At 71.7% G+C, this 25,171-nt stretch carries 28 protein-coding genes; 21 read left to right on the top strand and 7 right to left on the bottom strand.

Going from position 1 to position 25,171, the window contains the following annotated elements; translation table 11 throughout:
* Positions 1 to 4: 4 nt before the first annotated feature.
* Both tal and tkt read right to left on the bottom strand, forming a co-directional pair.
* Positions 5 to 1,123, bottom strand: a complete 1,119-nt coding sequence (gene tal / locus ACFQZ6_RS08340) for a transaldolase (RefSeq protein WP_381606197.1) — start codon at positions 1,121 to 1,123, stop codon at positions 5 to 7.
* A gap of 34 nt (positions 1,124 to 1,157) precedes the next feature.
* Positions 1,158 to 3,245, bottom strand: coding sequence for a transketolase (tkt, locus tag ACFQZ6_RS08335; protein WP_381606194.1), 2,088 nt, complete (start codon positions 3,243 to 3,245; stop codon positions 1,158 to 1,160).
* 346 nt (positions 3,246 to 3,591) lie between these two features.
* On the opposite strand from tkt, the gene ACFQZ6_RS08330 reads away from it, so the two are divergent.
* From ACFQZ6_RS08330 to ACFQZ6_RS08315, 4 genes are all read left to right on the top strand, one after another.
* Complete coding sequence (locus tag ACFQZ6_RS08330) at positions 3,592 to 4,545, top strand: heme o synthase (RefSeq protein WP_381606192.1); 954 nt, start codon at positions 3,592 to 3,594, stop codon at positions 4,543 to 4,545.
* Between the two features lie 84 nt (positions 4,546 to 4,629).
* Positions 4,630 to 4,977, top strand: a complete 348-nt coding sequence (locus ACFQZ6_RS08325; protein ID WP_381606190.1) for a hypothetical protein — start codon at positions 4,630 to 4,632, stop codon at positions 4,975 to 4,977.
* A gap of 88 nt (positions 4,978 to 5,065) precedes the next feature.
* Entirely contained in the window at positions 5,066 to 6,172 is a 1,107-nt protein-coding gene (locus ACFQZ6_RS08320; protein ID WP_381606188.1) for an amidohydrolase family protein, read from the top strand.
* Between the two features lie 118 nt (positions 6,173 to 6,290).
* A complete protein-coding gene (locus ACFQZ6_RS08315; protein WP_381606186.1) occupies positions 6,291 to 7,040 on the top strand; it encodes a nucleotidyltransferase in 750 nt (249 codons plus the stop codon).
* Here ACFQZ6_RS08315 and ACFQZ6_RS08310 read toward each other — a convergent pair.
* From ACFQZ6_RS08310 to ACFQZ6_RS08300, 3 genes are all read right to left on the bottom strand, one after another.
* Positions 6,995 to 8,029 carry a COX15/CtaA family protein gene (locus ACFQZ6_RS08310; protein ID WP_381606184.1) on the bottom strand — a complete coding sequence of 345 codons (1,035 nt, stop codon included), beginning with the start codon at positions 8,027 to 8,029 and terminating at the stop codon, positions 6,995 to 6,997. The two genes, ACFQZ6_RS08315 and ACFQZ6_RS08310, sit on opposite strands and share 46 nt — an antisense overlap.
* 47 nt (positions 8,030 to 8,076) lie before the next feature.
* Positions 8,077 to 8,793 (bottom strand): ABC transporter permease, encoded by a 717-nt coding sequence (locus ACFQZ6_RS08305; RefSeq protein WP_381618146.1) that lies wholly within the window; start codon positions 8,791 to 8,793, stop codon positions 8,077 to 8,079.
* 65 nt (positions 8,794 to 8,858) lie between these two features.
* Positions 8,859 to 9,782, bottom strand: a complete 924-nt coding sequence (locus tag ACFQZ6_RS08300; RefSeq protein WP_381606182.1) for an ABC transporter ATP-binding protein — start codon at positions 9,780 to 9,782, stop codon at positions 8,859 to 8,861.
* 256 nt (positions 9,783 to 10,038) lie between these two features.
* Between ACFQZ6_RS08300 and ACFQZ6_RS08295 the strand changes: the two genes are divergently transcribed.
* The 12 genes from ACFQZ6_RS08295 to ACFQZ6_RS08240 all read left to right on the top strand — a co-directional run bounded on the left by ACFQZ6_RS08295 (position 10,039) and on the right by ACFQZ6_RS08240 (position 19,023).
* Entirely contained in the window at positions 10,039 to 10,791 is a 753-nt protein-coding gene (locus ACFQZ6_RS08295) for a helix-turn-helix transcriptional regulator (RefSeq protein WP_381606180.1), read from the top strand.
* Entirely contained in the window at positions 10,788 to 12,209 is a 1,422-nt protein-coding gene (gene sufB / locus ACFQZ6_RS08290) for a Fe-S cluster assembly protein SufB (RefSeq protein WP_381606178.1), read from the top strand. The genes ACFQZ6_RS08295 and sufB overlap by 4 nt, the downstream gene beginning before the upstream one ends.
* A 61-nt stretch (positions 12,210 to 12,270) precedes the next feature.
* A complete protein-coding gene (gene sufD / locus ACFQZ6_RS08285; protein ID WP_381606176.1) occupies positions 12,271 to 13,461 on the top strand; it encodes a Fe-S cluster assembly protein SufD in 1,191 nt (396 codons plus the stop codon).
* Positions 13,458 to 13,775: a non-heme iron oxygenase ferredoxin subunit gene (locus tag ACFQZ6_RS08280; RefSeq protein WP_381606175.1), complete on the top strand. Its 318-nt coding sequence runs from the start codon at positions 13,458 to 13,460 to the stop codon at positions 13,773 to 13,775. The genes sufD and ACFQZ6_RS08280 overlap by 4 nt, the downstream gene beginning before the upstream one ends.
* 7 nt (positions 13,776 to 13,782) lie before the next feature.
* On the top strand, positions 13,783 to 14,547 hold the full coding sequence (sufC, locus tag ACFQZ6_RS08275; protein ID WP_381606173.1) for a Fe-S cluster assembly ATPase SufC: 765 nt from the start codon (positions 13,783 to 13,785) through the stop codon (positions 14,545 to 14,547).
* A complete protein-coding gene (locus ACFQZ6_RS08270) occupies positions 14,544 to 15,800 on the top strand; it encodes a cysteine desulfurase (protein WP_381606172.1) in 1,257 nt (418 codons plus the stop codon). The genes sufC and ACFQZ6_RS08270 overlap by 4 nt, the downstream gene beginning before the upstream one ends.
* Positions 15,801 to 15,817: 17 nt before the next feature.
* Positions 15,818 to 16,285, top strand: coding sequence for a Fe-S cluster assembly sulfur transfer protein SufU (gene sufU, locus ACFQZ6_RS08265; protein WP_381606170.1), 468 nt, complete (start codon positions 15,818 to 15,820; stop codon positions 16,283 to 16,285).
* Positions 16,282 to 16,614, top strand: a complete 333-nt coding sequence (locus ACFQZ6_RS08260; RefSeq protein ID WP_381606168.1) for a metal-sulfur cluster assembly factor — start codon at positions 16,282 to 16,284, stop codon at positions 16,612 to 16,614. Before sufU ends, ACFQZ6_RS08260 begins: the two co-directional genes overlap by 4 nt.
* Before the next feature lie 74 nt (positions 16,615 to 16,688).
* A complete protein-coding gene (locus tag ACFQZ6_RS08255; RefSeq protein WP_381606166.1) occupies positions 16,689 to 17,009 on the top strand; it encodes a DMT family transporter in 321 nt (106 codons plus the stop codon).
* Complete coding sequence (locus ACFQZ6_RS08250) at positions 17,009 to 17,545, top strand: TetR/AcrR family transcriptional regulator (protein ID WP_381606164.1); 537 nt, start codon at positions 17,009 to 17,011, stop codon at positions 17,543 to 17,545. The genes ACFQZ6_RS08255 and ACFQZ6_RS08250 overlap by 1 nt, the downstream gene beginning before the upstream one ends.
* 175 nt (positions 17,546 to 17,720) lie before the next feature.
* A complete protein-coding gene (gene dapD, locus ACFQZ6_RS08245) occupies positions 17,721 to 18,710 on the top strand; it encodes a 2,3,4,5-tetrahydropyridine-2,6-dicarboxylate N-succinyltransferase (RefSeq protein ID WP_381606162.1) in 990 nt (329 codons plus the stop codon).
* A 97-nt stretch (positions 18,711 to 18,807) separates the two neighbouring features.
* Positions 18,808 to 19,023, top strand: coding sequence for a hypothetical protein (locus ACFQZ6_RS08240; protein WP_381606160.1), 216 nt, complete (start codon positions 18,808 to 18,810; stop codon positions 19,021 to 19,023).
* Positions 19,024 to 19,049: 26 nt separating this feature from the next.
* Here ACFQZ6_RS08240 and dapA read toward each other — a convergent pair whose 3' ends face one another.
* On the bottom strand, positions 19,050 to 19,955 hold the full coding sequence (gene dapA / locus ACFQZ6_RS08235; RefSeq protein ID WP_381606158.1) for a 4-hydroxy-tetrahydrodipicolinate synthase: 906 nt from the start codon (positions 19,953 to 19,955) through the stop codon (positions 19,050 to 19,052).
* A 173-nt stretch (positions 19,956 to 20,128) separates the two neighbouring features.
* On the opposite strand from dapA, the gene ACFQZ6_RS08230 reads away from it, so the two are divergent.
* From ACFQZ6_RS08230 to ACFQZ6_RS08210, 5 genes are all read left to right on the top strand, one after another.
* Positions 20,129 to 20,278, top strand: coding sequence for a hypothetical protein (locus tag ACFQZ6_RS08230; protein ID WP_381606156.1), 150 nt, complete (start codon positions 20,129 to 20,131; stop codon positions 20,276 to 20,278).
* Positions 20,275 to 20,946, top strand: a complete 672-nt coding sequence (locus tag ACFQZ6_RS08225) for a hypothetical protein (protein WP_381606154.1) — start codon at positions 20,275 to 20,277, stop codon at positions 20,944 to 20,946. Before ACFQZ6_RS08230 ends, ACFQZ6_RS08225 begins: the two co-directional genes overlap by 4 nt.
* Before the next feature lie 88 nt (positions 20,947 to 21,034).
* Complete coding sequence (locus tag ACFQZ6_RS08220; RefSeq protein ID WP_381606152.1) at positions 21,035 to 21,466, top strand: DUF3618 domain-containing protein; 432 nt, start codon at positions 21,035 to 21,037, stop codon at positions 21,464 to 21,466.
* 159 nt (positions 21,467 to 21,625) lie between these two features.
* Complete coding sequence (locus ACFQZ6_RS08215; RefSeq protein ID WP_381606150.1) at positions 21,626 to 22,312, top strand: hypothetical protein; 687 nt, start codon at positions 21,626 to 21,628, stop codon at positions 22,310 to 22,312.
* Between the two features lie 130 nt (positions 22,313 to 22,442).
* On the top strand, positions 22,443 to 23,870 hold the full coding sequence (locus ACFQZ6_RS08210; protein WP_381606147.1) for a hypothetical protein: 1,428 nt from the start codon (positions 22,443 to 22,445) through the stop codon (positions 23,868 to 23,870).
* Between the two features lie 47 nt (positions 23,871 to 23,917).
* Here the strand turns inward: ACFQZ6_RS08210 and ACFQZ6_RS08205 are convergent, their stop codons facing one another.
* A complete protein-coding gene (locus tag ACFQZ6_RS08205) occupies positions 23,918 to 25,120 on the bottom strand; it encodes a TerD family protein (protein WP_381618143.1) in 1,203 nt (400 codons plus the stop codon).
* Positions 25,121 to 25,171: the final 51 nt, after the last annotated feature.

Genomic DNA, 25,171 nt, shown 5'->3' with positions numbered 1-25,171 from the left:
GGTGTCAGCCCTCCGCGGGGGCGAGGCGCTTCAGCTCGGCCTCGGTGGACGCCAGCAGGTCGTTCCAGGACGCCTCGAACTTCTCGACGCCCTCGTCCTCCAGGAGCTGCACCACGTCGTCGTACTTGATGCCGAGCGCCTCGACCGCGTCCAGGTCGGCACGCGCCTGCTCGTACGTGCCGGTGACGGCGTCCCCGGTGATCTGCCCGTGGTCCTCGGTGGCCAGCAGAGTGGCCTCCGGCATGGTGTTCACGGTGTTCGGCGCGACCAGGTCGGTGACGTACATCGTGTCCTGGTACGCCGGGTCCTTCACGCCCGTCGACGCCCACAGCGGACGCTGCTTGTTGGCGCCCGCGTTCTCCAGCGCCGACCAGCGGTCGGACGAGAACACCTCCTCGTACGCCTGGTAGGCGAGGCGGGCGTTGGCGATGGCGGCCTTGCCGCGCAGCGCCTTGGCCTCGTCGGTGCCGAGCGCGTCGATCCGCTTGTCGATCTCGGTGTCCACGCGGGACACGAAGAAGGAGGCGACCGAGTGGATCTTGGAGAGGTCCAGGCCCTTCGCCTTGGCCTGCTCCAGACCGCTGAGGTAGGCGTCCATCACCTCGCGGTAGCGCTCCAGGGAGAAGATCAGCGTGACGTTGACGCTGATCCCGTTGCCGATCACCTCGGTGATCGCCGGGAGGCCCGCCTTGGTCGCCGGGATCTTGATCAGCGTGTTCGGGCGGTCCACCAGCCACGCGAGCTGCTTGGCCTCCGCGACGGTCGCGCGGGTGTGGTGGGCGAGCCGCGGGTCGACCTCGATGGAGACCCGGCCGTCCTGGCCGCCGGTCGCCTCGAACACCGGGTGCAGGATGTCGGCGGCGTCCCGGACGTCCGCCGTGGTGATCATGCGGACGGCCTCCTCGACGGTGACCTTGCGGGCGGCGAGGTCCGCGAGCTGCTGCTCGTAGCCGTCGCCGCTGCTGATCGCCTTCTGGAAGATCGTCGGGTTGGTGGTGACGCCCACGACGTGCTGCTCGTCGAGCAGCTCGGCGAGGTTGCCGGACGTGATCCGCTTCCGCGACAGGTCGTCCAGCCAGATCGCGACGCCTTCCTCGGAGAGGCGCTTCAGTGCGTCTGTCATGGAAATTGCATCTCCTACGTGTCGTATGTGAGCGTCAGCGCTGAGCGGCGGCCAGCGATTCCCGCGCCGCCGCGGCCACGTTCTCGGCGGTGAAGCCGAACTCGCGGAAGAGGACCTTGCCGTCGGCGGACGCGCCGAAGTGCTCCAGGGAGACGATGCGACCGGCGTCCCCGACGTACCGGTGCCAGGTGAGCCCGATGCCCGCCTCGACGGCGACCCGTGCCTTCACACTCGGCGGCAGGACGCTGTCCCGGTACCCCTGGTCCTGCTCCTCGAACCACTCCACGGACGGCATCGACACCACCCGGGTCGGCACGCCCGCCGCCTGGAGCTGCTCGCGCGCCGCGACCGCGACCTGCACCTCGGAACCGGTGCCGATCAGGATCACCTGGGCGTCGCCGCCCTCGGCCTCGAACAGCACGTACCCGCCCTTGGCGGCGTCCTCGTTCGGCTCGTACGTCGGCACGCCCTGGCGGGTCAGCGCCAGACCGTGCGGGGCGCCCTTGCCGAACTCCTTCGTCCAGCGGCGCAGGATCTCGCGCCAGGCGATCGCGGTCTCGTTGGCGTCGGCCGGGCGCACCACGTTCAGCCCCGGGATCGCGCGCAGCGACGCCAGGTGCTCCACGGGCTGGTGCGTCGGACCGTCCTCACCGAGGCCGATGGAGTCGTGCGTCCACACGTACGTCACCGGCAGGTGCATCAGCGCCGACAGCCGCACGGCGTTGCGCATGTAGTCGGAGAACACCAGGAAGGTGCCGCCGTAGATCCGGGTGTTGCCGTGCAGGGCGATGCCGTTCATCTCCGCGGCCATGGCGTGCTCGCGGATGCCGAAGTGGACCGTGCGCCCGTACGGGTCGGCCTCCGGGAGCGGGTTGCCCGCGGGGAGGAAGGAGCTGGTCTTGTCGATGGTGGTGTTGTTGGAGCCCGCGAGGTCGGCCGAGCCGCCCCACAGCTCCGGCACCACCGCGCCGAGCGCCTGGAGCACCTTGCCGGAGGCGGCGCGGGTGGCGACGCCCTTGCCCGGCTCGAAGACGGGGATGTGCGACTCCCAGCCCTCGGGCAGCTCGCCCTTGCTGATCCGGTCGAACTCGGCGGCCCGCTCGGGGTTGGCGTTGCGCCACTCCTGGAGCTGCTTCTCCCACTCCGCCTTGGCCTGGCGGCCCCGCTCGACGGCCTGCCGGGTGTGCCCGATGACCTCGTCGGAGACCTCGAAGGACCGCTCCGGGTCGAAGCCGAGGACGCGCTTGGTGGCCGCGACCTCCTCGTCGCCGAGCGCCGAGCCGTGCGCGGCCTCGGTGTTCTGCGCGTTCGGGGCGGGCCAGGCGATGATCGAGCGCATCGCGATGAACGACGGCCGGTCGGTGACCTGCTTGGCCGCCTCGATCGCGTCGTACAGGGCGTGCGGGTCGAGGTCGCCGTCCGGCTTCGGGGCGACCCGCTGGACGTGCCAGCCGTACGCCTCGTACCGCTTGACGGTGTCCTCGGAGACCGCGGTCTCGGTGTCGCCCTCGATCGAGATGTGGTTGTCGTCCCACAGCAGGATCAGGTTGCCCAGCTTCTGGTGCCCGGCCAGCGAGGACGCCTCGGCGGAGATGCCCTCCTGGAGGCAGCCGTCACCGGCGACGCAGTAGACGTAGTGGTCGAAGGGCGAGGTGCCCTCGGCCGCCTCCGGGTCGAACAGGCCGCGCTCGTAGCGGGCGGCCATCGCCATGCCCACGGCGTTGGCGACACCCTGCCCGAGCGGGCCGGTCGTGGTCTCCACGCCCTTGGTGTGGCCGTACTCGGGGTGCCCCGGGGTCTTGGAGCCCCAGGTGCGGAAGGCCTTCAGATCGTCCAGCTCCAGGCCGAAACCGGCCAGGTAGAGCTGGGTGTAGAGGGTCAGGGACGAATGGCCCGCGGACAGCACGAAGCGGTCCCGTCCGGTCCAGTCCGGGTCAGCCGGGTCGTGCCGCATCACCTTCTGGAAGAGGGTGTAGGCGGCGGGCGCGAGGCTCATCGCCGTACCCGGATGGCCGTTGCCGACCTTCTGTACGGCGTCGGCGGCGAGGACGCGTGCGGTGTCGACGGCCCGCTGGTCCAGCTCGGTCCACTCGAGGTCTGTGGTGGTCGGCTTGGTGCTCACCCTGGGTCAGGGCTCCTCTCCACATGTCGGATGCCGGTGTGTTCTGGCCCACCGGCCGCAGTCGAGCCTACCCCCGGAGGGACGTGCGTCTTTTCGAGAGATTCCAGACTGCCGGGACTCTTTCAAATCCGCCTCCCGACCAGCTCCGACCACGTTCGACACATGAATACGGACCCCCTCATCCGAGTGCTCAATCGAGCCCTCGGAACGGTCCCGTGAGCGGCTCCGCCAACACGAACCCACCCCCGCGAAGGCCGGGGTATGGGCAACGTCTACAGTGGCGTGGTACGCGCGAGCCTTTACCCGGAGTTCACACGGGGCGGCTCGCTGGGAGTCTCTGTCAGGGGTGTGCGTGACGGCCGTTGAATCCCGTCCTGCGGGGGTTGTCGGGACGAGCCAGAGCCCGAGTCACCGGCCGTTCGGGGCCCGTGTCAAGGCGTTCGTGGCGCTGACCAAGCCGCGGATCATCGAGCTGCTGCTGATCACCACCGTTCCGGTGATGTTCCTCGCCGAGCAGGGCGTGCCCGACCTCGGCCTGGTGCTGATCACCTGCTTCGCGGGCTACCTCTCCGCGGGCGGCGCCAACGCGCTCAACATGTACATCGACCGGGACATCGACGCGCTGATGGACCGCACCTCGCAGCGCCCCCTGGTCACCGGGATGGTCAGCCCGCGCGAGTGCCTCGCCTTCGGCATCACCCTCGGCGTCGTCTCCACCCTGCTGTTCGGCCTCGCCGTCAACTGGCTCTCCGCCTGGCTCTCCCTCGGCGCGCTCCTCTTCTACGTCGTCGTCTACACGATGATCCTCAAGCGCCGCACCTCGCAGAACATCGTCTGGGGCGGCATCGCGGGCTGTATGCCGGTGCTGATCGGCTGGTCGGCGGTGACCAACTCGGTGTCGTACGCGCCGCTGATCCTGTTCCTCGTCATCTTCTTCTGGACGCCGCCGCACTACTGGCCGCTGTCGATGAAGGTGAAGGACGACTACGCACGCGTGGGCGTGCCGATGCTGCCGGTGATCGCCTCCAACAAGGTCGTAGCCCGGCAGATCGTCCTCTACTCCTGGGTGATGGTCGGCGCGTCGCTGCTGCTCACCCCGCTGGGCTACACCGGCTGGTTCTACACGCTGGTCGCGCTGGCCGCGGGCGGCTGGTGGCTGTGGGAGGCGCACGCCCTGCAGAACCGGGCCAAGGCCGAGGTGACGGGCGCGAAGCTGAAGGAGATGCGGCTGTTCCACTGGTCCATCACCTATGTGTCGCTGCTCTTCGTCGCGGTGGCGGTGGACCCCTTCCTGCGCTGACACGGCTTCCCGGGCGGGGTGCGTGGCCAAGGCCACGCACCCCGCCCGTCGCCGTTTGATCTACCCGTCGGTAGCATCCTGGCCATGGCAGACACGCAAGCGGTTGACGCGAAGGTCGAGGACAAGAGGGCGGCACGCAGGGCGGCCCGCCTCGCCCGGCAGATCGGCGCCTTCAGCAAGGCGCACGGCGGTGCCGAGGGCCAGGTGGCCTACCTCGGGCAGCGCGGCGCCCGGATCGTCCTCGTCGGCGCGGACGGCGGCTGGGGCGACCTGGTCGCGCCCACCCACGCCATCGCCGAGCAGGCGGTGCGCGCGTCCGGGATCACCGTCCACGAGACGTTCGACGGTGAGTTCGCGGCCAAGGTGAAGACCGGACCGTACGAATGGAACCGGATGGCGGGCATCCAGTTGGGCGGCCCCGCCAACGACTGAGGCCGGTCCCAACACCTGACGCCCGGTCCACCCGTTAGGACAGCAAAGAGCGGTGGCGCTCGCACGCGGTCCGACACGGGGAGCCCGGATGATCGACACGCCGTCCCTCGTGGACCAGTACTGCCACGGCGTACTCCGTACCGAGCTGGGCCTCGGCACCTTCGAGGCCCAGCTCGCGCGCACCGAGGGACCGCCCGCGCCGGGCACCACCCTGTTCGACACCCAGACCGGCTTCGCGGTACGCCGCTGGTGCCCCCCGCTGCTCGGCCTGGAGCCGCACTGCGCGCCCGCCCGCTACCTCGCCCGGCGCCGGGAACTCGGCGCCCTGGAGGCGGGCCGCCGGTTGCTGCGCGGCAGCGGCATCACCACCTACCTGGTCGACACCGGCCTCCCCGGCGACCTCACCCCGCCCCCCGAGCTGGCCTCGGCGTCCGCCGCCGACGCCCATGAGATCGTCCGCCTCGAACTCCTCGCCGAGCAGGTCGCCGACACCTCCGGCACCGTCGAGGCGCTGCTCGCCAACCTCGCCGAGTCCGTGCACGGTGCCGCCGCGCACGCCGTCGCCTTCACCTCCGTCGCGGGCGCCCGGCACGGACTCGCCCTCGCGCCCGAGCCGCCCGGCCCCGGCGAGGTGCGCGGCGCGGCGGCCCGCTGGCTCGCCGGGCGCCGGGTCGGGGGTGCGCTGACCGACCCGGTGCTGCTGCGGCACCTGCTGTGGATCGCCGTCGCCACCGGCAGGCCGCTCCAGCTCCACGCCGGGCTCGGGGAGCCGGGGCTGCGCATCGACCGCACCGACCCGGTGCTGCTGACCGACTTCGTACGGGCCACCGCCGGGCTCGGCACCGACCTGGTCCTGCTGCACGGCTACCCGTACCACCGGCACGCCGCCCACCTCGCCGGGGTCTTCCCGCACGTGTACGCCGACTCCGGCGCCGCCCTGGTGCGCACCGGCGCCCGCGCCGCCACCGTCCTCGCCGAGATCCTGGAGCTGGCCCCCTTCGGCAAGATCCTCTTCTCCAGCGGCGCGCAGGGCCTGCCGGAGCTGCACGTGGTCGGCGCCCGCCTCTTCCGCGAGGCCCTCGCGAGGGTGCTCGGCACCTGGGTCGCGGAGGGGGCGTGGTCGCTTACGGACGCGCAGCGGGTCGCCGGTCTGATCGCGTCCGGGAACGCACGGCGGGTGTACGGGCTGGAGTGACGGGTGCGCGGGTCCACGGTGCTGGGGTGAGCGTGGGGACGCCGGGCGGGGTGAGCCGGGACGGAGGGTTGAGGGCGCGCGCGTGTACAGGCGGGTCGGGGGTGGACAGACTGCCCCCATGCCGACCGACGCACTGCTCGACCGCTTCCTCACCGGCCTCACCGGCCTCACCGGCCTCGCCGATCCCGTCGCCCTCTGGGCGCACGGCTCGCTGGCCGGGGGCGACTACCAGGAGGGACGCAGTGACCTGGACCTGGTCGCCGTGCTGCCCGGCCCGCTCACGCCGGGCACCGTCTGGCGGCTGGCCCTGCTGCACGCCCGGCTGCGCGCCGAGCCGCTCGCGGCCGGGCTGCACTGCACCTATCTGACGCCGGGCTCGGCGGCGGGAGCGGACCGGCGGCACCTGACCTGGGCGCACGAGCGGCTCTTCATGCGGCCGGTGAGCCCCGTCGCCCGGCGCGAGCTGCACACCTTCGGGCGCGTCCTGTACGGCGCGGGCCCCGCCGAACTGCTGCCGCCGGTGCCGGACGCCGAACTGCGCGCCTTCGTCCTGCGCGACCAGCGGGACTTCTGGCGGCCCGCGGTCGAGCACGCCCCGCGCTGGCGCCGGGACGACTGGGTCGACGTGGGCCTGACGACGTACGCCCGCGCCGCCGTCACCCTGCGCGAGGGACGGCTGATCACCAAGCGCGACTCCCTGGTGGAACTCCTCGCCCTGGGCGCCCCCGCCGAGGTCGTCGAGGACATCCGGCTACGGCGCTACGACGACCCCGCGCCGCCCACCGAGGAGTGGACGGCGCGGCGCGGCGAGCTGACCCGGGCCTACCTGGGGCCCGCGATCGACGCGCTGGTGGCCTCGTACGCCTGAGCGGCGGGCGCCGCCGGGACGACGGTCACCTGGGCCTCGGGGCGCTCACGCAGGGACAGCAGCACCCGCAGCACCGCGATCCACACCAGGCAGGAGCCCAGCATGTGCACGCCGACCAGGATCTCGGGGAGGTTGGTGAAGTACTGGGTGTAGCCGACGACCCCCTGGGCGAGCAGCACCAGGAACAGGTCACGCGTCCGGTCCAGCGGGCCGCGCGGCGCGTCCACCGCCTTCAGCACGAACCACAGCGCGAAGGCGAGGGTCACCACCACCCACGCCATCAGCGAGTGCAGCCGGGTGACCGCCTCCCACGGCACGTCCATGCGCGGGACCTCGCGGGAGTCGCCCGCGTGCGGGCCCGCGCCGGTCACCACCGTGCCGACGGCGACCAGCAGCCCCGCCACCGCGACCAGCACCCACACGAGCTGCCGCACCGGCTCGCCGACCAGCGGCCGGGGCGCGGCGTCGCCCTCGCGGGTGCGCTGCCACATCACCGCGGCGACGGTGATCAGCGCGGTGGAGAGCAGGAAGTGCGCCGCGACGGTGTACGGGTTGAGGCCGACCAGCACGACGATGCCGCCGAGGACGGCGTTGCCCATGACCACCCAGAACTGCGCCCAGCCGAGCCGGGTCAGGCCGCGCCGGTACGGCTTCCGCGAGCGGGCGGCGATGATCGCCCAGCCGACGGCCGCGCACAGCACGTAGGTCAGCAGCCGGTTGCCGAACTCGATGACGCCGTGCACGCCCATCGCGCTGGTGTTGGTCAGCGAGTCCTCGGTGCACTTGGGCCAGGTCGGGCAGCCCAGACCGGAGCCGGTGAGCCGGACGGCGCCGCCGGTGACGACGATCACGACCGCCATGACGAGCGCGGCGAGCGCCGCCCGCCGTACCGTCCGGGGGTCCGGGGTCCAGCGTGCGGCGATGAAGGCGAGCGGGTTGCGCAGCGCGGCCTGGGCGTCCGCGCGGGTCAGGTTTGGCACGCTCACCATCGTAGGACGGGGTTTGTGCACGCTTTCACGAGGGTCCGTGGAGGCCGTCACTCCCAGCGGAAGAAGCGCCCCGCCGCGGCCAGCCCGGCCACCGCCCCGACGGCGAGGACGCCCAGGTCACCCCACGGCGTCCCGGCGCCGTGCTGGAGGACGTCCCGCAGGCCGTCGGAGAGCGCCGTGATCGGCAGCAGCCCGAGGACGTCCTGCGCGGCGTCCGGGAACTTGTCCAGCGGGACGATGACGCCGCCGCCGACGAGCAGCAGCAGGAAGACCAGGTTCGCCGCGGCGAGCGTCGCCTCCGCCCGCAGCGTGCCCGCCATCAGCAGCCCGAGCCCGGAGAACGCGGCCGTGCCGAGCACGAGCAGCACCACCACCGCGAGCGGGTTGCCCTGCGGCGACCAGCCGAGGGCGAGCGCGATGCCCGTCACCAGGAGCACCTGGAGCACCTCGGTGACCAGCACGGACACCGTCTTGGCGGCCATCAGGCCCCAGCGCGGCAACGGGGAGGCGGCGAGCCGCTTCAGCACGCCGTAGCGGCGCTCGAAGCCGGTGGCGATGGCCTGCCCGGTGAACGCCGTGGACATCACGGAGAGCGCGAGGATGCCGGGGGCGAGGAAGTCGACGGCCTCGTCCGCGCCGGTGTCGACGACGTCGACGGTGGAGAACAGCACCAGCAGCAGCGTCGGGATGATCACCGTCAGCAGCAGTTGCTCGCCGTTGCGCAGCAGCATCCGCGTCTCCAGCGCGGCCTGCGCGGCGATCATGCGGGGCAGCGGGGCGGCGCCGGGCCGGGGGGCGTAGGTCCCGGCGGGGTTCCCGAGGGGGGAGGTCACGAGCGCAGCTCCTTGCCGGTCAGCTCCAAGAACACGTCTTCGAGGGTGTGCCGCTCCACCGAGATCCGCTCCGGCATCACCCCGTGCTGGGCGCACCAGGAGGTGACCGTCGCCAGCAGTTGCGGGTCGACCTTGCCGGTGACCCGGTAGGAGCCCGGGGTCAGCTCGGCGGCGGCGCTGTCGGCGGGGAGCGCCTTGAGCAGGGAGCCGACGTCGAGGCCGGGGCGGCCGGAGAACCGCAGGGTGTTCTCGGCGCCACCGCGGCACAGCCGCTCGGGGGAGCCCTGGGCGATGACGCGGCCCGCGTCGATGATGGCGACGTCGTCGGCGAGCTGCTCGGCCTCGTCCATGTGGTGGGTGGTGAGGATCACGGAGACGCCGTCGGCGCGCAGGTCGCGCACCAGGTCCCAGGTGGCGCGGCGGGCCTGTGGGTCGAGTCCGGCGGTCGGCTCGTCGAGGAAGACCAGCTCGGGGCGGCCGACCACGGCCATCGCCAGCGCGAGGCGCTGCTGCTGCCCGCCGGACAGGCGACGGTACGGCGTCCGGCCGCAGGAGCCGAGGCCGAGCCGTTCGATGAGCGCGGGCACGTCCAGGGGGTGGGCGTGCAGCTTGGCGACGTGCCGGAGCATCTCCTCGGCGCGGGCGCCGGAGTACACGCCGCCGGACTGGAGCATCACCCCGACGCGGGGCCGCAGCTCCCGGGACTGCCGTACCGGGTCGAGGCCGAGGACGCGCACCGTGCCGGAGTCCGGTCGCCGGTAGCCCTCGCAGGTCTCGACGGTCGTCGTCTTGCCCGCGCCGTTGGGTCCGAGGACGGCGGTGATGCCCGCCTGGGCCACCAGGTCGAGGCCGTCCACCGCGGTCTTGTCGCCGTACCGCTGCACCAGGGCCTGGACCTGGACCACGGGCTCGTATCGCATGACCCCTGAGTCTAGGTAGCCCGCACGGCCGTCCGGCGGGCGGGTGCGGGAACTCCCGGCACGGACGGGAGGCTCCGGCGCGCGGGGCGCTCAGGAGGACGAGTGCCCGTACTCCTCTCCGCACTCACGCGGCCGGTGCGGCGGCTCAGTGATCGTTTTCGCAGGTCAGATTAGGTATGCCTAAGTGACGCAGCGCACCGGTGGATGATCCAGACGCGGCTTGCCGGAGTTCGAGGAATTACGCAACAATGGCGTTGTGAAAAACGTCGGCGAGGCTCGGGAGACCCCCCAGGGGGCCCCGCAGGAGGAGTTCGCGACCGGTGAGCGCTCCACGCGCAACCGCGTCGCGCGGTCCATCCTGGACCACGGGCCCTCGACCGTCGCCGAACTCGCCGGACGGCTGGGTCTCACCCAGGCGGCGGTGCGCAGGCACCTGGACGCGCTCGGCGCCGACGGCGTCGTGGAGGCCCGGGAGCGGCGGGTGTACGGCGCCCGCGGCCGGGGCCGCCCCGCCAAGGTCTTCGCGCTGACGGACTGCGGCCGGGACGCCTTCGACCAGTCCTACGACAAGCTCGCCGCGGACGCCCTCGGCTGGATCGCGGAGCGCGAGGGCGGCAGCGAGGCGGTCGCCGCGTTCGCCCGCGCCCGGATCGCCGCCCAGGCGGGCGCCTACCGCCGGGCGATCGACTCCGCGGCCCCCGACAAACGCGCCGAGGCGCTGGCCAAGGCCCTGAGCGCGGACGGGTACGCTGCTACGGCGCGCAGCGCACCGGTCGGCGAACAGTTGTGCCAGCACCACTGCCCGGTCGCCCATGTCGCCGAGAAGTTCCCGCAACTGTGCGAGGCGGAGACCGAGATCTTCGCCGAACTCCTCGGAACGCACGTCCAGCGGCTGGCGACCATCGCGCACGGCGACGGCGTCTGCACGACGTTCATCCCCAAGATTTCTTCAACTGATCCTGCTGATACTGACGCATCCGCTAGCACGGCCGGGAGGAACCCCGCATGACGCTCCCCACGGAGACTGCCCACCCCGAACTCGAGGGCCTGGGCAAGTACGAATACGGCTGGGCCGACTCCGACGAGGCCGGTGCGTCCGCCAAGCGCGGCCTGAACGAGGACGTCGTCCGCGACATCTCGGACAAGAAGTCCGAGCCGGAGTGGATGACCAAGCTCCGCCTGAAGGGCCTGAGGCTCTTCGAGAAGAAGCCCATGCCGAACTGGGGCTCCGACCTCTCCGGCATCGACTTCGACAACATCAAGTACTTCGTGCGCTCCACGGAGAAGCAGGCGGAGTCCTGGGAGGACCTCCCCGAGGACATCAAGAACACCTACGACAAGCTCGGCATCCCGGAGGCGGAGAAGCAGCGCCTCGTCGCCGGTGTCGCCGCGCAGTACGAGTCGGAGGTCGTCTACCACCAGATCCGCGAGGACCTGGAGGAGCAGGGCGTCATCTTCCTCGACACCGACACCGCGCTGAAGGAGCACCCGGAGCTGTTCAAGGAGTACTTCGGGACGGTCATCCCCGCCGGTGACAACAAGTTCGCGGCGCTGAACACCGCCGTGTGGTCGGGCGGCTCGTTCATCTACGTCCCGCCGGGCGTCCACGTGGAGATCCCGCTCCAGGCGTACTTCCGGATCAACACCGAGAACATGGGCCAGTTCGAGCGGACCCTGATCATCGTCGACGAGGGCGCCTACGTGCACTACGTCGAGGGCTGCACCGCGCCGATCTACAAGTCGGACTCGCTGCACTCCGCGGTCGTCGAGATCATCGTCAAGAAGAACGCCCGCTGCCGCTACACGACCATCCAGAACTGGTCGAACAACGTCTACAACCTGGTCACCAAGCGCGCCGTGGCGTACGAGGGCGCGACCATGGAGTGGATCGACGGCAACATCGGCTCCAAGGTCACGATGAAGTACCCGGCCGTCTACCTGATGGGCGAGCACGCCAAGGGCGAGACCCTGTCCATCGCCTTCGCGGGCGAGGGCCAGCACCAGGACGCGGGCGCCAAGATGGTCCACATGGCCCCCAACACCTCGTCGAACATCGTCTCCAAGTCGGTGGCGCGCGGTGGCGGCCGTACCTCCTACCGCGGTCTGATCGAGATCGGTGAGGGCGCCCCCGGCTCCAAGTCGAACGTGCTCTGCGACGCGCTGCTCGTCGACACCATCTCCCGCTCCGACACCTACCCCTACGTCGACGTCCGCGAGGACGACGTGTCCATGGGCCACGAGGCGACCGTCTCCAAGGTCTCCGAGGACCAGCTCTTCTACCTGATGAGCCGCGGCCTCAGCGAGGACGAGGCGATGGCGATGATCGTGCGCGGCTTCGTCGAGCCGATCGCCAAGGAACTGCCCATGGAGTACGCGCTCGAACTCAACCGGCTGATCGAGCTGCAGATGGAAGGCGCGGTCGGCTAACCGCCCGCCCGGCCCTCCCATCACGCCCCTTACGTAACGGAAAGCGAGCACTACGACAGCCATGGCTGAGGCTCAGAACATCCCGGTCGGTTCGACGACCGCCGGTGCCATCGCGGTCGCCGCCGAGGCGGACTCGACCGTCGCCACCCGCATGAGCGCGCCCCCGTCCTTCGACGTCGCGGACTTCCCCGTCCCGCACGGCCGGGAGGAGGAGTGGCGGTTCACCCCGCTGGAGCGGCTGCGCGGCCTGCACGACGGCACCGCCGTCGCCACCGGCGAGGGCGTCAAGGTCGCCGTGGAGGCGCCCGAGGGCGTCACCGTCGAGACGGTCGGCCGCGACGACGCCCGCCTCGGCCGGGCGGGCACCCCGGTGGACCGCGTCGCCGCGCAGGCGTACAGCGCCTTCGAGCGGGCCTCGGTCGTGACCGTGCCCAAGGAGACCGTCCTCACCGAGCCGATCCGCATCGCGGTGCACGGCGAGGGCGGCACCGCCTACGGCCACCAGGTCATCGAGCTGGGCGCGTTCGCCGAGGCCGTCGTCGTCATCGACCACACCGGTGACGCCGTGCTCGCCGCAGGCGTCGACTACGTCCTCGGGGACGGCGCCAAGCTGACCGTCGTCTCCGTGCAGGACTGGGACGACAAGGCCGTCCACGTCGCCCAGCACAACGCCCTCGTCGGCCGCGACGCCTCCTTCAAGTCGGTCGTCGTCACCTTCGGCGGCGATGTCGTACGGCTGCACCCGCGCGTCACCTACGCCGGTCCCGGCGGCGAGGCCGAGCTGTTCGGCCTGTACTTCACCGACCAGGGCCAGCACCAGGAGCACCGCCTCCTGGTCGACCACAACGTCCCGCACTGCAAGTCCAACGTCGTCTACAAGGGCGCCCTCCAGGGCGAGCAGGCGCACGCGGTGTGGATCGGTGACGTGCTGATCGAGGCCAAGGCCGAGGGCACCGACACCTACGAGATGAACCGCAACCTCGTCCTCACCGACGGCGCCCGCGTCGACTCCGTCCCCAACCTGGAGATCGAGACCGGCGAGATCGTCGGCGCCGGGCACGCCAGCGCCACCGGCCGCTTCGACGACGAGCAGCTCTTCTACCTGATGGCCCGCGGCATCCCGGAGTTCGAGGCCCGCCGCCTGGTGGTCCGCGGCTTCTTCGCCGAGCTGGTCCAGCAGATCGGCCTGGAGGACATCGAGGAGCGCCTCCTCGCCAAGATCGAAGAGGAGCTGGAGGCGTCCGTCGCATGACGTTCGTACGCGCCTGTGGGCTGGACGAGCTGGAGGAGGACACCCCGAAGCGGGTGGAACTCGACGGCACGCCGGTCTCGGTCGTCCGTACCGAGGGGGAGGTGTTCGCGATCCACGACATCTGCTCCCACGCGAACGTCTCGCTCTCCGAGGGCGAGGTGGAGGACTGCCAGATCGAGTGCTGGCTGCACGGCTCCAGCTTCGACCTCCGCACCGGCAAGCCGTCCGGCCTTCCCGCGACGCGCCCCGTCCCCGTATACCCCGTAAAGATCGAAGGGGACGATGTGCTCGTCTCCGTCACCCAGGAGTCCTGAGGCACCCATGGCAACGCTTGAAATCCGAGACCTGCACGTCACCGTCGAGGCCGACAACGCCACGAAGGAGATCCTCAAGGGCGTCGACCTCACCGTGAAGCAGGGCGAGACGCACGCCATCATGGGCCCCAACGGCTCCGGCAAGTCGACCCTCGCCTACTCCCTCGCGGGTCACCCGAAGTACACGATCACCAGCGGCACCGTCACCCTCGACGGCGAGGACGTCATCGAGATGTCCGTCGACGAGCGCGCCCGCGCGGGCCTGTTCCTGGCGATGCAGTACCCCGTCGAGGTCCCCGGCGTCTCGGTCTCCAACTTCCTGCGCACCTCCGCCACCGCCATCCGCGGCGAGGCCCCCAAGCTGCGCACCTGGGTGAAGGAGGTCAAGGAGGCCATGGAGCGCCTCAACATGGACCCCGCCTTCGCCGAGCGCAACGTCAACGAGGGCTTCTCCGGCGGTGAGAAGAAGCGCCACGAGATCCTCCAGCTCGAACTGCTCAAGCCGAAGGTCGCGATCCTCGACGAGACCGACTCCGGCCTGGACGTCGACGCCCTGCGCGTCGTCTCCGAGGGCGTCAACCGGGTCCGTGAGTCCGGCGAGGTCGGCACCCTGCTGATCACCCACTACACGCGCATCCTGCGCTACATCAAGCCCGACCACGTGCACGTCTTCGCGGGCGGCCGGATCGTGGAGTCGGGCGGCCCCGAACTGGCCGACAAGCTGGAGGCCGAGGGCTACGAGGCGTACACGAAGGGCGGCGTATCAGCGTGACACAGTTGCCGGGCCTCCTCGACACCGAGGCGATCCGCAAGGACTTCCCCATCCTGGACCGCCAGGTCCACGACGGCCGGAAGCTCGTGTACCTGGACAACGCGGCGACCTCGCAGAAGCCGCGCCAGGTGCTGGACGCCCTCAGCGAGTACTACGAGCGCTACAACGCCAACGTCCACCGCGGTGTGCATGTGCTCGCCGAGGAGGCCACGGCGCTGTACGAGGGCGCGCGCGACAAGGTCGCCGCGTTCATCAACGCGCCCAGCCGCGACGAGGTGATCTTCACCAAGAACGCCTCGGAGTCGCTGAACCTCGTGGCCAACATGCTCGGCTGGGCCGACGAGCCCTACCGGGTGGACCACGAGACCGAGATCGTCATCACGGAGATGGAGCACCACTCCAACATCGTGCCGTGGCAGTTGCTCGCGCAGCGCACGGGCGCGAAGCTGAAGTGGTTCGGGCTGACCGACGACGGCCGCCTCGACCTCTCCACCATCGACGAGGTCATCACCGAGAAGACGAAGATCGTCTCCTTCGTCCTCGTCTCCAACATCCTCGGCACCCACAACCCCGTCGAGGCCATCGTCCGCCGGGCGCAGGAGGTCGGCGCGCTGGTCTGCGTCGACGCCTCGCAGGCGGCGCCGCACATGCCGCTGGACGTGCAGAGCCTCCAGGCCGACTTCGTGGCCTTCACCGGCCACAAGATGTGCGGCCCGACCGGCATCGGCGTGCTCTGGGGCCGCCAGGAACTCCTGGAGGACCTGCCCCCGTTCCTGGGCGGCGGCGAGATGATCGAGACGGTGTCGATGCACTCCTCGACCTACGCCCCGGCGCCCCACAAGTTCGAGGCGGGCACCCCGCCGATCGCGCAGGCGGTCGGTCTGGGCGCGGCGATCGACTACCTCGAATCGCTCGGCATGGACAAGATCCTCGCCCATGAGCACGCCCTCACCGAGTACGCGGTGAAGCGCCTCCTGGAGGTCCCCGACCTGCGCATCATCGGCCCCACCACGGCCGAGGAGCGCGGCGCCGCGATCTCCTTCACGCTCGGTGACATCCACCCGCACGACGTGGGCCAGGTCCTCGACGAGCAGGGCATCGCGGTCCGGGTCGGCCACCACTGCGCCCGCCCCGTCTGCCTGCGCTACGGAATTCCTGCGACCACGCGAGCGTCGTTCTATCTGTACTCCACCCCGGCCGAGATCGACGCTCTGGTCGAGGGACTGGAGCACGTACGGAACTTCTTCGGCTGAAGGGCGTGCTGGGAACCGTGAAGCTGGATTCGATGTACCAGGAAGTCATCCTGGACCACTACAAGAACCCGCACGGGCGGGGCTTGCGGGATGGCGACGCCGAGGTGCACCACGTCAACCCGACCTGCGGTGACGAGATCACCCTCCGCGTGAAGTACGACGGCACGACCATCGAGGACGTCTCGTACGAGGGCCAGGGCTGCTCCATCAGCCAGGCCAGCGCGTCCGTGCTGAACGACCTGCTCGTCGGCAAGGACGTCGCCGACGCGCGGAAGATCCAGGAGACCTTCCTGGAGCTGATGCAGTCCAAGGGCAAGATCGAGCCCGACGACGCCATGGAGGACGTACTGGAGGACGCCGTCGCGTTCGCCGGTGTCTCCAAGTACCCCGCCCGGGTGAAGTGCGCCCTCCTGAGCTGGATGGCGTGGAAGGACGCGACGGCCCAGGCGCTGGGCGGCGCCGACGCCGAAAGGAAGACGGCATGACCGAGACCGTGGAGACCAAGCCCGCCTCCGAGGAGGAGCTGCGGGAGGCCCTGATGGACGTCGTCGACCCCGAGCTGGGCATCGACGTCGTCAACCTCGGCCTCATCTACGGCATCCACGTCGACGACGCGAACATCGCCACCGTCGACATGACGCTGACGTCGGCGGCGTGTCCGCTCACCGACGTCATCGAGGACCAGGCCAAGTCCGCCACGGACGGCCTCGTCAGCGAGCTGCGGATCAACTGGGTGTGGATGCCGCCGTGGGGCCCGGACAAGATCACGGACGACGGGCGTGAGCAGTTGCGCGCGCTGGGCTTCAACGTCTGAGTTCGTCTGAGGCGTCTCAGCCGGATGAGACGTTCCGCGTACGAGCGTACACAGCGATGTGTACGCTCGTACGCATGGGTTACCTGCTGCTCGCCGGTGCCATCGCGGCGGAGGTCGCGGCGACCACCGCGATGAAGTACAGCGACGGCTTCAGCAAGCTCTGGCCGTCACTGGTGACCGGACTGGGGTACCTGGTCGCCTTCGTGCTGCTCGCGCAGACCCTGAAGACCGTGTCCGTGGGCACGGCGTACGCCATCTGGGCCGGGGTCGGGACGGCGGCCATCGCGACGATCGGGATGCTCTTCCTCGGCGAGGGCATGAACGCGGCCAAGGCCGCCGGGATCGCGCTGATCGTGGTCGGCGTGGTCGTGCTCAATCTCAGCGGCGCGCACTGATGGCGCGGCGCTACGACCCCGAACGGCGGCGTCGGATCATCGACGCCGCCATGCGTGTCGTGGGGGAGAAGGGCATCGCCGGGCTCAGCCATCGGACGGTGGCGGCGGAGGCGGACGTGCCGCTGGGCTCCACGACGTACCACTTCAAGACCCTCGACGAGCTGCTGGTCGCCGCGTTGCGGCAGGCGAACGAGGGGTTCGCCCGGCTGGTCGCCTCAAGGGACGGTCTCAGCGATCCCGCGAGTGACCTCGCCGCCGAACTTGCCGCTCTGATGGGCGAGTGGTTGTCCGGTGATCGTGCCGGGGTCGAGCTGGAGTACGAGCTGTATCTGGCCGCCCTGCGGCGACCCGCGCTGCGGTCCGTGGCCGCGGAGTGGGCGGACGACCTCGCCGGGCGGTTGGCGCGGCGGGTGGACGCGGGGACCGCGCGGGCGGTGGTGGCGTTGGTGGACGGGATCTGTCTGGAGGCGCTGCTGTTCGGTGTGCCGTACGACGAGGGGTGGGCTCGGGAGATGCTCGGCAGGGTCATCGGGTGACGGGTGGGGTGGTTGCTCGTTCGTTGCCGGGTGCGGGTTGTGGTGGGCTGGTCGCGCCCGCGCGGCGGAGCCGCATATGGACACAGCCCCGCGCCCCTATAGGTTGGCTGGCCAGCCGTTGGTCGTATGGCGGACCGGTTCGCTCCCGTGGGGGCGAGGGCGTTAGGTTGCCCTTATGACCGACACGACTGCTCCTCGTACCACCGGCGCCGTGGCCGCCGGGCTTGCCACGGTCGCCGCTGACGGCACCGTTCTCGACACCTGGTTCCCCGCGCCCGAGCTGGCCGTCGAGCCCGGACCGGCCGGGACCGAGCGGCTGGACGCCGCGCGTACCGCCGAGCTGCTCGGTACGCACGCCGTGACCGCGCTCGGCAGGGACGAGGTGCGCGGTGTGGAGGTCGTCGCGGTCCGCACGGTCATCTCCTCGCTCGACGACAAGCCGCTGGACACCCACGACGTCTATCTGCGCCTGCACCTGCTCTCGCACCGGCTGACCCGGCCGAACGAGCCCAACCTTGACGGCGTCTTCGGCCTGCTCGCCAACGTCGCCTGGACGTCGCTCGGCCCGGTCGCCGTCGACACCCTGGAGACCGTGCGGCTGGCCGCCCGCGCCCGCGGTATGCACCTGAGCGTCTTCGGCGTCGACAAGTTCCCGCGGATGACCGACTACGTCGCCCCGTCCGGGGTGCGGATCGCCGACGCGGGCCGGGTCCGGCTCGGCGCCCACCTCGCCTCCGGCACCACCGTGATGCACGAGGGTTTCGTCAACTTCAACGCGGGCACCCTCGGCAGCTCCATGGTCGAGGGCCGGATCTCGCAGGGCGTCGTCGTCGGGGACGGCTCCGACATCGGCGGCGGTGCCTCCACCATGGGCACGCTGTCCGGCGGCGGCAAGGAGCGGGTGGCCATCGGGCAGCGGTCCCTCGTCGGCGCCGAGGCCGGTATCGGCATCGCGCTGGGTGACGACTGCGTGGTCGAGGCGGGGCTGTACCTCACCGCGGGAACCCGCGTCACCATGCCCGACGGGGAGATCGTCAAGGCCCGTGAGCTGTCCGGCGCCTCCAACATCCTCTACCGCCGCAACTCCGTGACCGGCACCGTCGAGGCCCGCCCCAACAACGCCGAGTGGGGCGGACTGAACGACATCCTGCACGCCCACAACTGATCACGAACATCACTTGAAAGAATTACCCTCCGTGACCTCGGAGGCGTTTTTCCCGATGAACGGGTGAACGCAGGGTCCGAGAGACGAGGGTGGAGCGATGAGGAACGAGCGGTTGGGGACCGGGGTGGCCGTCGCCGCGGCGGCGGCGGTGTGCTGGCTGTCGGCGGCGGGTGTCGCGCACGCCGACGAGACCAACACCGCCTCGCACAACGGTCCGCGGGTCGGGCTGGTCAACGTCGGCCAGATCGACGACCCGATGGAGGACGTGCTGGAGCACTTCCGGCTGGTCGGGGACGAACTGGTCGCCGACTGAACGCCGTACGAGGGGCCCACCGCCGGTCAGGCGGTGGGCCCCGTCGCGTGCGCGTACGCCGTCAGCAGGCCGTCCACCGCCCGCGGGGACGCCGCGCGCAGCGGGGCGCGGACCGGGCCCGCGGGCAGGTCGAGCCGGTCCAGGAGGGCCTTGGCCGTCACCGCGCCGGGGAGGCCCGCGCACATCATCGCCTCGACCAGCGGGACCGCCGCCCGCTGGAGCCGGGCCGCCGTCGCCGTGTCGCCCGCGTCGAACGCGTCCAGTACGGCACGCAGTTGACGGGGGATCACATTGGCGACCGTGCTGACGTAGCCCGCCGCGCCGACCGCGTACAGGGCGAGGTCGTGCTCGTCGCAGCCCGCGTAGTACGCCAGCTCCGTGGCCGCGATGAGCTTCTGGGCGGCGAGGAAGTCGTAGGAGCAGTCCTTGACGGCGACGATCCGGGGGTGCCCGGCGAGCCGGAGCAGCGTCTCCGGCTCGATGCGGGTGCCGGTGCGGCCCGGGATGTCGTAGAGCATGACCGGCAGGGCGGAGGCGTCGGCGATCTCCCGGAAGTGGGCCTCGACGGCGTCCTGCGGCGGTCGGCTGTAGTACGGGGTGACGACGAGGACGCCGTCCGCGCCCGCCTCGTGCGCGGCGGCGGTGAGCTGGAGGGTGTGCCGGGTGTCGGGGGTGCCGACGCCCGCCACGATCACGGGCCCGGGGCCCACCGCCTCCCGGACGGCGGCGATCAGCGCCGCCTTCTCCGCGTCCGTCGTCGTCGGTGACTCGCCCGTCGTGCCGGAGAGCACCAGGCCGTCGCAGCCCTCGGCCACCAGCCGGGCGGCGAGCCGCCGCGCGCCGTCCAGGTCGAGGCCGCCCGACGCGGTGAAGGGCGTGACCATCGCGCAGAGGGCGCGGCCGAAGGGGGGCGTGGAGCCGGTGTAGGTCATGGCAGCAGTGTCGACGCGGTGATCATTCAGATCTACTTAATTCTGCTGCGAGGTACCGGCAAGGGGTCCTTAAGTGTCGCACCTCGTGCGCCCCCTCAGGCGCCCTGCCGAACGGGGCCTTCATGGGTCACCATGGCTGGGACGGTCATCGACCCCAGTTCATGGGAGGCGTCATGAAGCTCGGCAAGGCACTCGCCACCGGAGTCGCGCAGGAGCGGCCCGGCACCCACGAGGAAGCGACCCCACTCCCCGAGGAGACCACCGGTGAGGTGCGCGCCGAGGCCGCGCCCTCCGTGCCCGAAGAGGTGCCGGTCGCCCGATGAGGCTGCGGCTGCCGGAGGAACGCCCTGCGGAGCCGCCGACCGGATACAAGATCGCCCGCCCGGTGCTGTCCCAGGACGGCACCCGGGCCGGGTTCACCGGGGTGTCGCTGGGCGGCACGCTGCCGTACGGGGTCCTGGCCGACGCGTCCTGCGCCTACGGCCTGCGGCACCGGGCACCGCACCGCCGCTGCGACTGCGGCTTCCACTGCGTGCACGAGCGCGCGGTGGCCGAGGGGCTGCTGTGCACCACCGAGCACCGGGGCGCCGTACTGCTCCACGTCACCGTCCTGGGCGCCTACATCCGCTTCGAGCGCGGGTTCCGCTACGCCCGCCAGCGGGTACGCACGGCGACCGTCGGCCCGTGCGCCTGCGGCGCCACCGCGGTCGCGCTGGCCGACGCGGGCTGGGGGCGGCCCGGCTGGCGGGGCCTCGGGGCCGCCTGCGCGGGGTGCGTGCGGGGGCGTACGTCGCTGTCGCTGGCGGCGTTCGCGCGGCTGGCGGGGGAGGGGCTGCGGGTGGTCGCCGGGGAGGGGAGGCCCGCCGACGCCTTCGGGGTGCCCGAACTCGTCGCCGAGGCCGCCCTGTTGCAGGCCCGCCTCGACTGGTTCCAGACCCAGTTGGCCCGGCTCGGGCAGGGGCGCGAGGGTGGTGCCACGGCACAGGGGTAGCGCCGTGCGCGCCGGGTACCCGGATGGTCGCTGACCGAGGCGGGCACATGCCTGTGCCCACCGAGGAGATCAACGGAAGGGTACGTCGATGACGGACAGGGCAGCCAAGGGGACCGGTGGCGCGAAGGGGCCCGACGAGCTGCGGCAGCAGGTGGAGCAGACCAGGGGCCGACTCGGTGACACCGTGGAGCAACTGGCGGCGAAGGCGGATGTGAAGGGCCGGGCCCGCGCCCGCGCGGCCGACTTCAGGGACAAGGCCGGTGCGATGACGGTCCAGCTTCGCAGCAGCGCCGCGCAGGCCGGGCACACCGTGCAGGACCGGGCGACCCAGGCGGGGCACGTCGTGCAGGGCAAGGCCAGCCAGGCGGGCCACGCCGTGGAGCACCGGGCACCGCAGCCGGTCCGCACGGTCGTGCAGGCCGGGCTGCGCCATCCGCGGCCGGTGCTGGTCGCGGGGGCGGCGGCCGGTGCGGCGGTGGTCGCGGTGGGCGTGCTGCGGCGACGGCACAACGGGCACTGAGCGGAAGTGGTGGGGCGTACGGGCGTACGCCGGGCGCGGTCAGGGCGGCCAGGGGGTCGTCCGGGCCGCGCCGTTTTTGGCGGGCGGCTTGACCTCAAGTTTGGTCGAGGTTGAAGGGTGGAGCCGTACGCCCGAACCGCGACCGCACGGAGGCCCGGCATGACCCGCCGTACCGACACCCACCCCGACCTCACCCGCCCGGACGTCGGCGCGCCCCTGTTCAGCACCTGGCGGGTGGACACCCCCGACCGGCAGCGCGCCACCGTCGACGCCATCGCCCGCACCTGGCAGCGCCGCCCGTGGCCCACCGCCGACCTGCTCTCGTACCACGTCTACACCGGGACCGACGGCGCCACGCTCCTGCACCACTCCCAGTGGACCGGCGAGCACGCCTACGAGGCGTTCGCGAAGACCCGGCGCCAGGAACGGGTCGACGAGATCGACACCGCCGTCCCCGGCATCCAGCGGCTGGGACTCGGCCGCTACCGCCATCACCGCTCGCACACCCGCGCCGCCGGGGACGACAGGGTGCCCGGACTCGTCGTCACCGTACGGATCGACTTCGAGCCGCACGCGGCCGAGCGCCGCGAGGACTTCGCCGACACGGTGCTCGCCGCCCTCGCCGACGACCCCGACGGCCACCGCGGTCTGATCTCCGCCCACTTCCACCTCAGCGCCGACGGCACCCACGTCCTCAACTACGCCGAGTGGGAGAGCGGTCGGGCCTACGACGAGAGCCTGGCGGCGCCGTCGACGCCGACGTGGGAGCGGGTGCGGACGTACCCCGGCGTGCGTGGCTTCACCGGCAGCCGGTACGCGCACGCCCTCGGGCTCGTCCCGGAGTGAGTCACCGGTTCCGGCCACTTCTGAGGGATTCGGCCATGTCCGGTGGCCGACCAGGAGATGAACCGGGCGGCATGGGTGGAAATCCGTCTAGGCTGAGCGGCTGAACCTCACCTCCTAGGAGAACCAGCCGATGTCAGACAGCTCCCCCCTGCCGCCGGTGCGGTTGTCCTCCGAAGCGGAGCTGGCGCGCGCCGCGCTGGCCACGCCGCTGCTGTCCCGGGCCGCCCGCCTCGCCCGCTGGGCGGGGCCCGCGACCCGGGTGGACGCCGGGGGCGGGCTGGCGGAGGAGCACCTGCCCGCGGCGGCCGAGGCGCTCGGGCTGACCGGCGAGGACGCCGCCGCGTACGCCAGCGAGGCGTGGCGGGTCGCCGTGGACACCGGGCTCGTGGAGATCACCGACGAGGACGAGGGCACCGTGACGGCGGGCGCCGACCTCGCGGTGCTCACCGGCGGCTCGCCGCAAGACGTGCTCGGCGTGTGGCTGGCCGCCCTGGAGACCGTCCTCGCCGACGCGAGCGTGCCCGACCTGGACCCGCTGATGGAGGCGATGGACGAGGGCGGCCGGGTCGACCTGTCCGAGCTGGGCTGGGACCCCGACGCGGAGGCGGCCTTCCTCGACGGGGTGCTCGGCAGCCTGTACCTGCTCACCGTCACCGAGGACGGCCCCGGTGACGTGCCCGTGCCGCTGCCCGCGCTGGCCGCGTCCGTGCTCGTGCCCGGCGACATGGCCGAGCCCAGCAACGACGTCCTGGAGCAGGTGTCCGAGGCGATGATGCGCCTGGACGACCAGTTCCGGGTGCTGGAGCCGGTGGGCCTGGTGGAGTACCAGCCCGTCGACGAGACCCTGCTGGCCGACGCCGACGAGGAGCCCGCCGCGCCGGTCGACGACACCGACGTCTCCCGCTACGGCATGGTCCGGCTCACCCCCCTCGGCCTCTACGGGCTGCGCGCCCGGCTGCTGGAGTCCGGCGTCGAGGCACCCGCGGTCGGTGACCTCGCCGACAAGGGCGCGGACGTGCTGCTGGACGGGACCGCCGCGTTCGGGCCGCGGGCCGCGCAGGCCGAGACCGAGCAGTGGCTCGCCCGCCGCCCGCCCCTCGCCGCCGCCCGGGAACTGCTGGCCGCCGCCCGCGGCTCCGACGCCGGGGCACCGCTGCGCAGGCTGCGCTGCCAGCAGGCGCTGTCGCTGGTCGGCGCGGAGGCCGAGCCCGCGCTGCGGGAGGTCCTCGACGACCCCGAACTCGGCGGGCTGGCCCGGGTGTGGCTGACCGAGCAGGGGCTGCCGGACGTGCCCGCGCCGTCCCAGGACATGATCTTCTGGCTCACCGTCGACACCCTCGCCGCCCAGCTCGCCGCCGAGGGCAACTCCGACGAACTGCGCGCCCTCGTCGAGGGCCTCGCCCAGCAGCACAGCGGCTTCTTCACGGCGGCCTGGCGCGTCGACCACCCGGCCACCGCCGACGTCCTGGAGGCCATGGGCCGCCTGCACCCGGACAAGAAGGTCGCCAAGGAGGCCCGGAAGGCGGCCTTCAAGGCGCGCTCACAGCACGGCGGTTGACGTGCGCTGAGAGGGAACGCCCCGGGTGGGCGAGGGACTGGGGCCCCTTACAGCGCCTGGGCCGCGGGCTTCACCATGTTGCGGACCGTGCGGGCCTTGACGAAGTCGCCCATGGCCGTCATCTCCCACTCGCCGGAGAACTGCCGGATCAGCTTCGCCATCATCACGCCGGTCTGCGGCTCGGCGCTGGTGAGGTCGAAGCGGACCAGCTCCTCGCCCGTCGTCGCGTCCAGGAGGCGGCAGTACGCCTTGGCGACCTCGGTGAACTTCTGGCCGGAGAAGGAGTTCACGGTGAAGACCAGGCCGGTGACCTCCTGCGGGAGACGGCCGAGGTCGACGGTGATCACCTCGTCGTCGCCGCCGCCCTCGCCGGTGAGGTTGTCACCGGAGTGCTTGATCGCGCCGCCGACGATGCTGAGCTTGCCGAAGTAGCAACTGTCGACGTGGTTGCGCTGGGGGCCGTAGGCGATGACCGAGGCGTCCAGGTCGATGTCCTTGCCGCGGTAGGCGGGCTCCCAACCGAGGCCCATCTTGACCTGGGAGAGCAGCGGGCGCCCGCCCTTGACGAGGGACACGGTCTGGTTCTTCTGGAGACTGACCCGCCCCTTGTCGAGATTGATCTTCCCGGCGCCGGGAGCGGGGGCGGCGGGGGCGGCCGGGGGCGCGGGCGGCATCGGCGGGGTCACCGCGGCGGCCGGGACCGGCGGCGTGACCGGCGCGGGCGCCGGGGTCGGGGTCTGGACGGGGGCCGGGGCCGGTTCCTCCACCGTGACGCCGAAGTCCGTGGCGATGCCCGCCAGGCCGTTGGCGTAGCCCTGGCCGACCGCGCGGGCCTTCCACTGGCCGTTGCGCAGGTAGATCTCCACGACCACCAGGGCCGTCTCACTGCCGAGCCGCGGCGGGGTGAAGGTCGCCAGGACGCCGTTGTCGGCGGCGTTGCGCAGGGTGGCGGTGGGTTCGATGCCCTGGAAGGTCTGGCCCGCCGCGTCCGGGCTGGCGGTGACGACGATCCGCTCGATGCCCGGGGGGACGGCGGCGGTGTCGACGGTGATCGCGTCGGGCGCGGTGCCGCCGCCCGACCGGTAGGTCACGCCGGGTCCGCTCGGCTGGTTGTAGAAGATGAAGTCGGCGTCCGAGCGGACCTTGCCGTCGGCGGTGAGGAGGAGGCCCGAGACATCGAGCCGCACCGGTGCGGTGACGTCCACCGTCACACGGGGGGCGGTCAGCGGGATGTTCGAGCCGGGGGTCATAGCGGTCATGCCGGGTGAACGATCGAAGCCCTCTTACCGTTCCCTTACCCG

This window comes from Streptomyces flavalbus, assembly GCF_042674625.1.
Lineage (GTDB): Bacteria > Actinomycetota > Actinomycetes > Streptomycetales > Streptomycetaceae > Streptomyces > Streptomyces flavalbus.
This window is presented reverse-complemented; position numbering and strand designations above follow the sequence as displayed.

Bases quoted from the DNA above. Each gene is read 5' to 3' on its own strand.
- tal (WP_381606197.1), bottom strand. From the start codon at position 1,123: ATGACAGACGCACTGAAGCGCCTCTCCGAGGAAGGCGTCGCGATCTGG.
- ACFQZ6_RS08325 (WP_381606190.1), top strand. From the start codon at position 4,630: ATGGCAGACACGCAAGCGGTTGACGCGAAGGTCGAGGACAAGAGGGCG.
- ACFQZ6_RS08320 (WP_381606188.1), top strand. From the start codon at position 5,066: ATGATCGACACGCCGTCCCTCGTGGACCAGTACTGCCACGGCGTACTC.
- ACFQZ6_RS08315 (WP_381606186.1), top strand. From the start codon at position 6,291: ATGCCGACCGACGCACTGCTCGACCGCTTCCTCACCGGCCTCACCGGC.
- ACFQZ6_RS08310 (WP_381606184.1), bottom strand. From the start codon at position 8,029: ATGGTGAGCGTGCCAAACCTGACCCGCGCGGACGCCCAGGCCGCGCTG.
- ACFQZ6_RS08305 (WP_381618146.1), bottom strand. From the start codon at position 8,793: ATGATCGCCGCGCAGGCCGCGCTGGAGACGCGGATGCTGCTGCGCAAC.
- ACFQZ6_RS08300 (WP_381606182.1), bottom strand. From the start codon at position 9,782: ATGCGATACGAGCCCGTGGTCCAGGTCCAGGCCCTGGTGCAGCGGTAC.
- sufB (WP_381606178.1), top strand. From the start codon at position 10,788: ATGACGCTCCCCACGGAGACTGCCCACCCCGAACTCGAGGGCCTGGGC.
- sufD (WP_381606176.1), top strand. From the start codon at position 12,271: ATGGCTGAGGCTCAGAACATCCCGGTCGGTTCGACGACCGCCGGTGCC.
- ACFQZ6_RS08280 (WP_381606175.1), top strand. From the start codon at position 13,458: ATGACGTTCGTACGCGCCTGTGGGCTGGACGAGCTGGAGGAGGACACC.
- sufC (WP_381606173.1), top strand. From the start codon at position 13,783: ATGGCAACGCTTGAAATCCGAGACCTGCACGTCACCGTCGAGGCCGAC.
- ACFQZ6_RS08260 (WP_381606168.1), top strand. From the start codon at position 16,282: ATGACCGAGACCGTGGAGACCAAGCCCGCCTCCGAGGAGGAGCTGCGG.
- ACFQZ6_RS08255 (WP_381606166.1), top strand. From the start codon at position 16,689: ATGGGTTACCTGCTGCTCGCCGGTGCCATCGCGGCGGAGGTCGCGGCG.
- ACFQZ6_RS08250 (WP_381606164.1), top strand. From the start codon at position 17,009: ATGGCGCGGCGCTACGACCCCGAACGGCGGCGTCGGATCATCGACGCC.
- dapD (WP_381606162.1), top strand. From the start codon at position 17,721: ATGACCGACACGACTGCTCCTCGTACCACCGGCGCCGTGGCCGCCGGG.
- ACFQZ6_RS08240 (WP_381606160.1), top strand. From the start codon at position 18,808: ATGAGGAACGAGCGGTTGGGGACCGGGGTGGCCGTCGCCGCGGCGGCG.
- dapA (WP_381606158.1), bottom strand. From the start codon at position 19,955: ATGACCTACACCGGCTCCACGCCCCCCTTCGGCCGCGCCCTCTGCGCG.
- ACFQZ6_RS08230 (WP_381606156.1), top strand. From the start codon at position 20,129: ATGAAGCTCGGCAAGGCACTCGCCACCGGAGTCGCGCAGGAGCGGCCC.
- ACFQZ6_RS08225 (WP_381606154.1), top strand. From the start codon at position 20,275: ATGAGGCTGCGGCTGCCGGAGGAACGCCCTGCGGAGCCGCCGACCGGA.
- ACFQZ6_RS08220 (WP_381606152.1), top strand. From the start codon at position 21,035: ATGACGGACAGGGCAGCCAAGGGGACCGGTGGCGCGAAGGGGCCCGAC.
- ACFQZ6_RS08215 (WP_381606150.1), top strand. From the start codon at position 21,626: ATGACCCGCCGTACCGACACCCACCCCGACCTCACCCGCCCGGACGTC.
- ACFQZ6_RS08210 (WP_381606147.1), top strand. From the start codon at position 22,443: ATGTCAGACAGCTCCCCCCTGCCGCCGGTGCGGTTGTCCTCCGAAGCG.
- ACFQZ6_RS08205 (WP_381618143.1), bottom strand. From the start codon at position 25,120: ATGACCCCCGGCTCGAACATCCCGCTGACCGCCCCCCGTGTGACGGTG.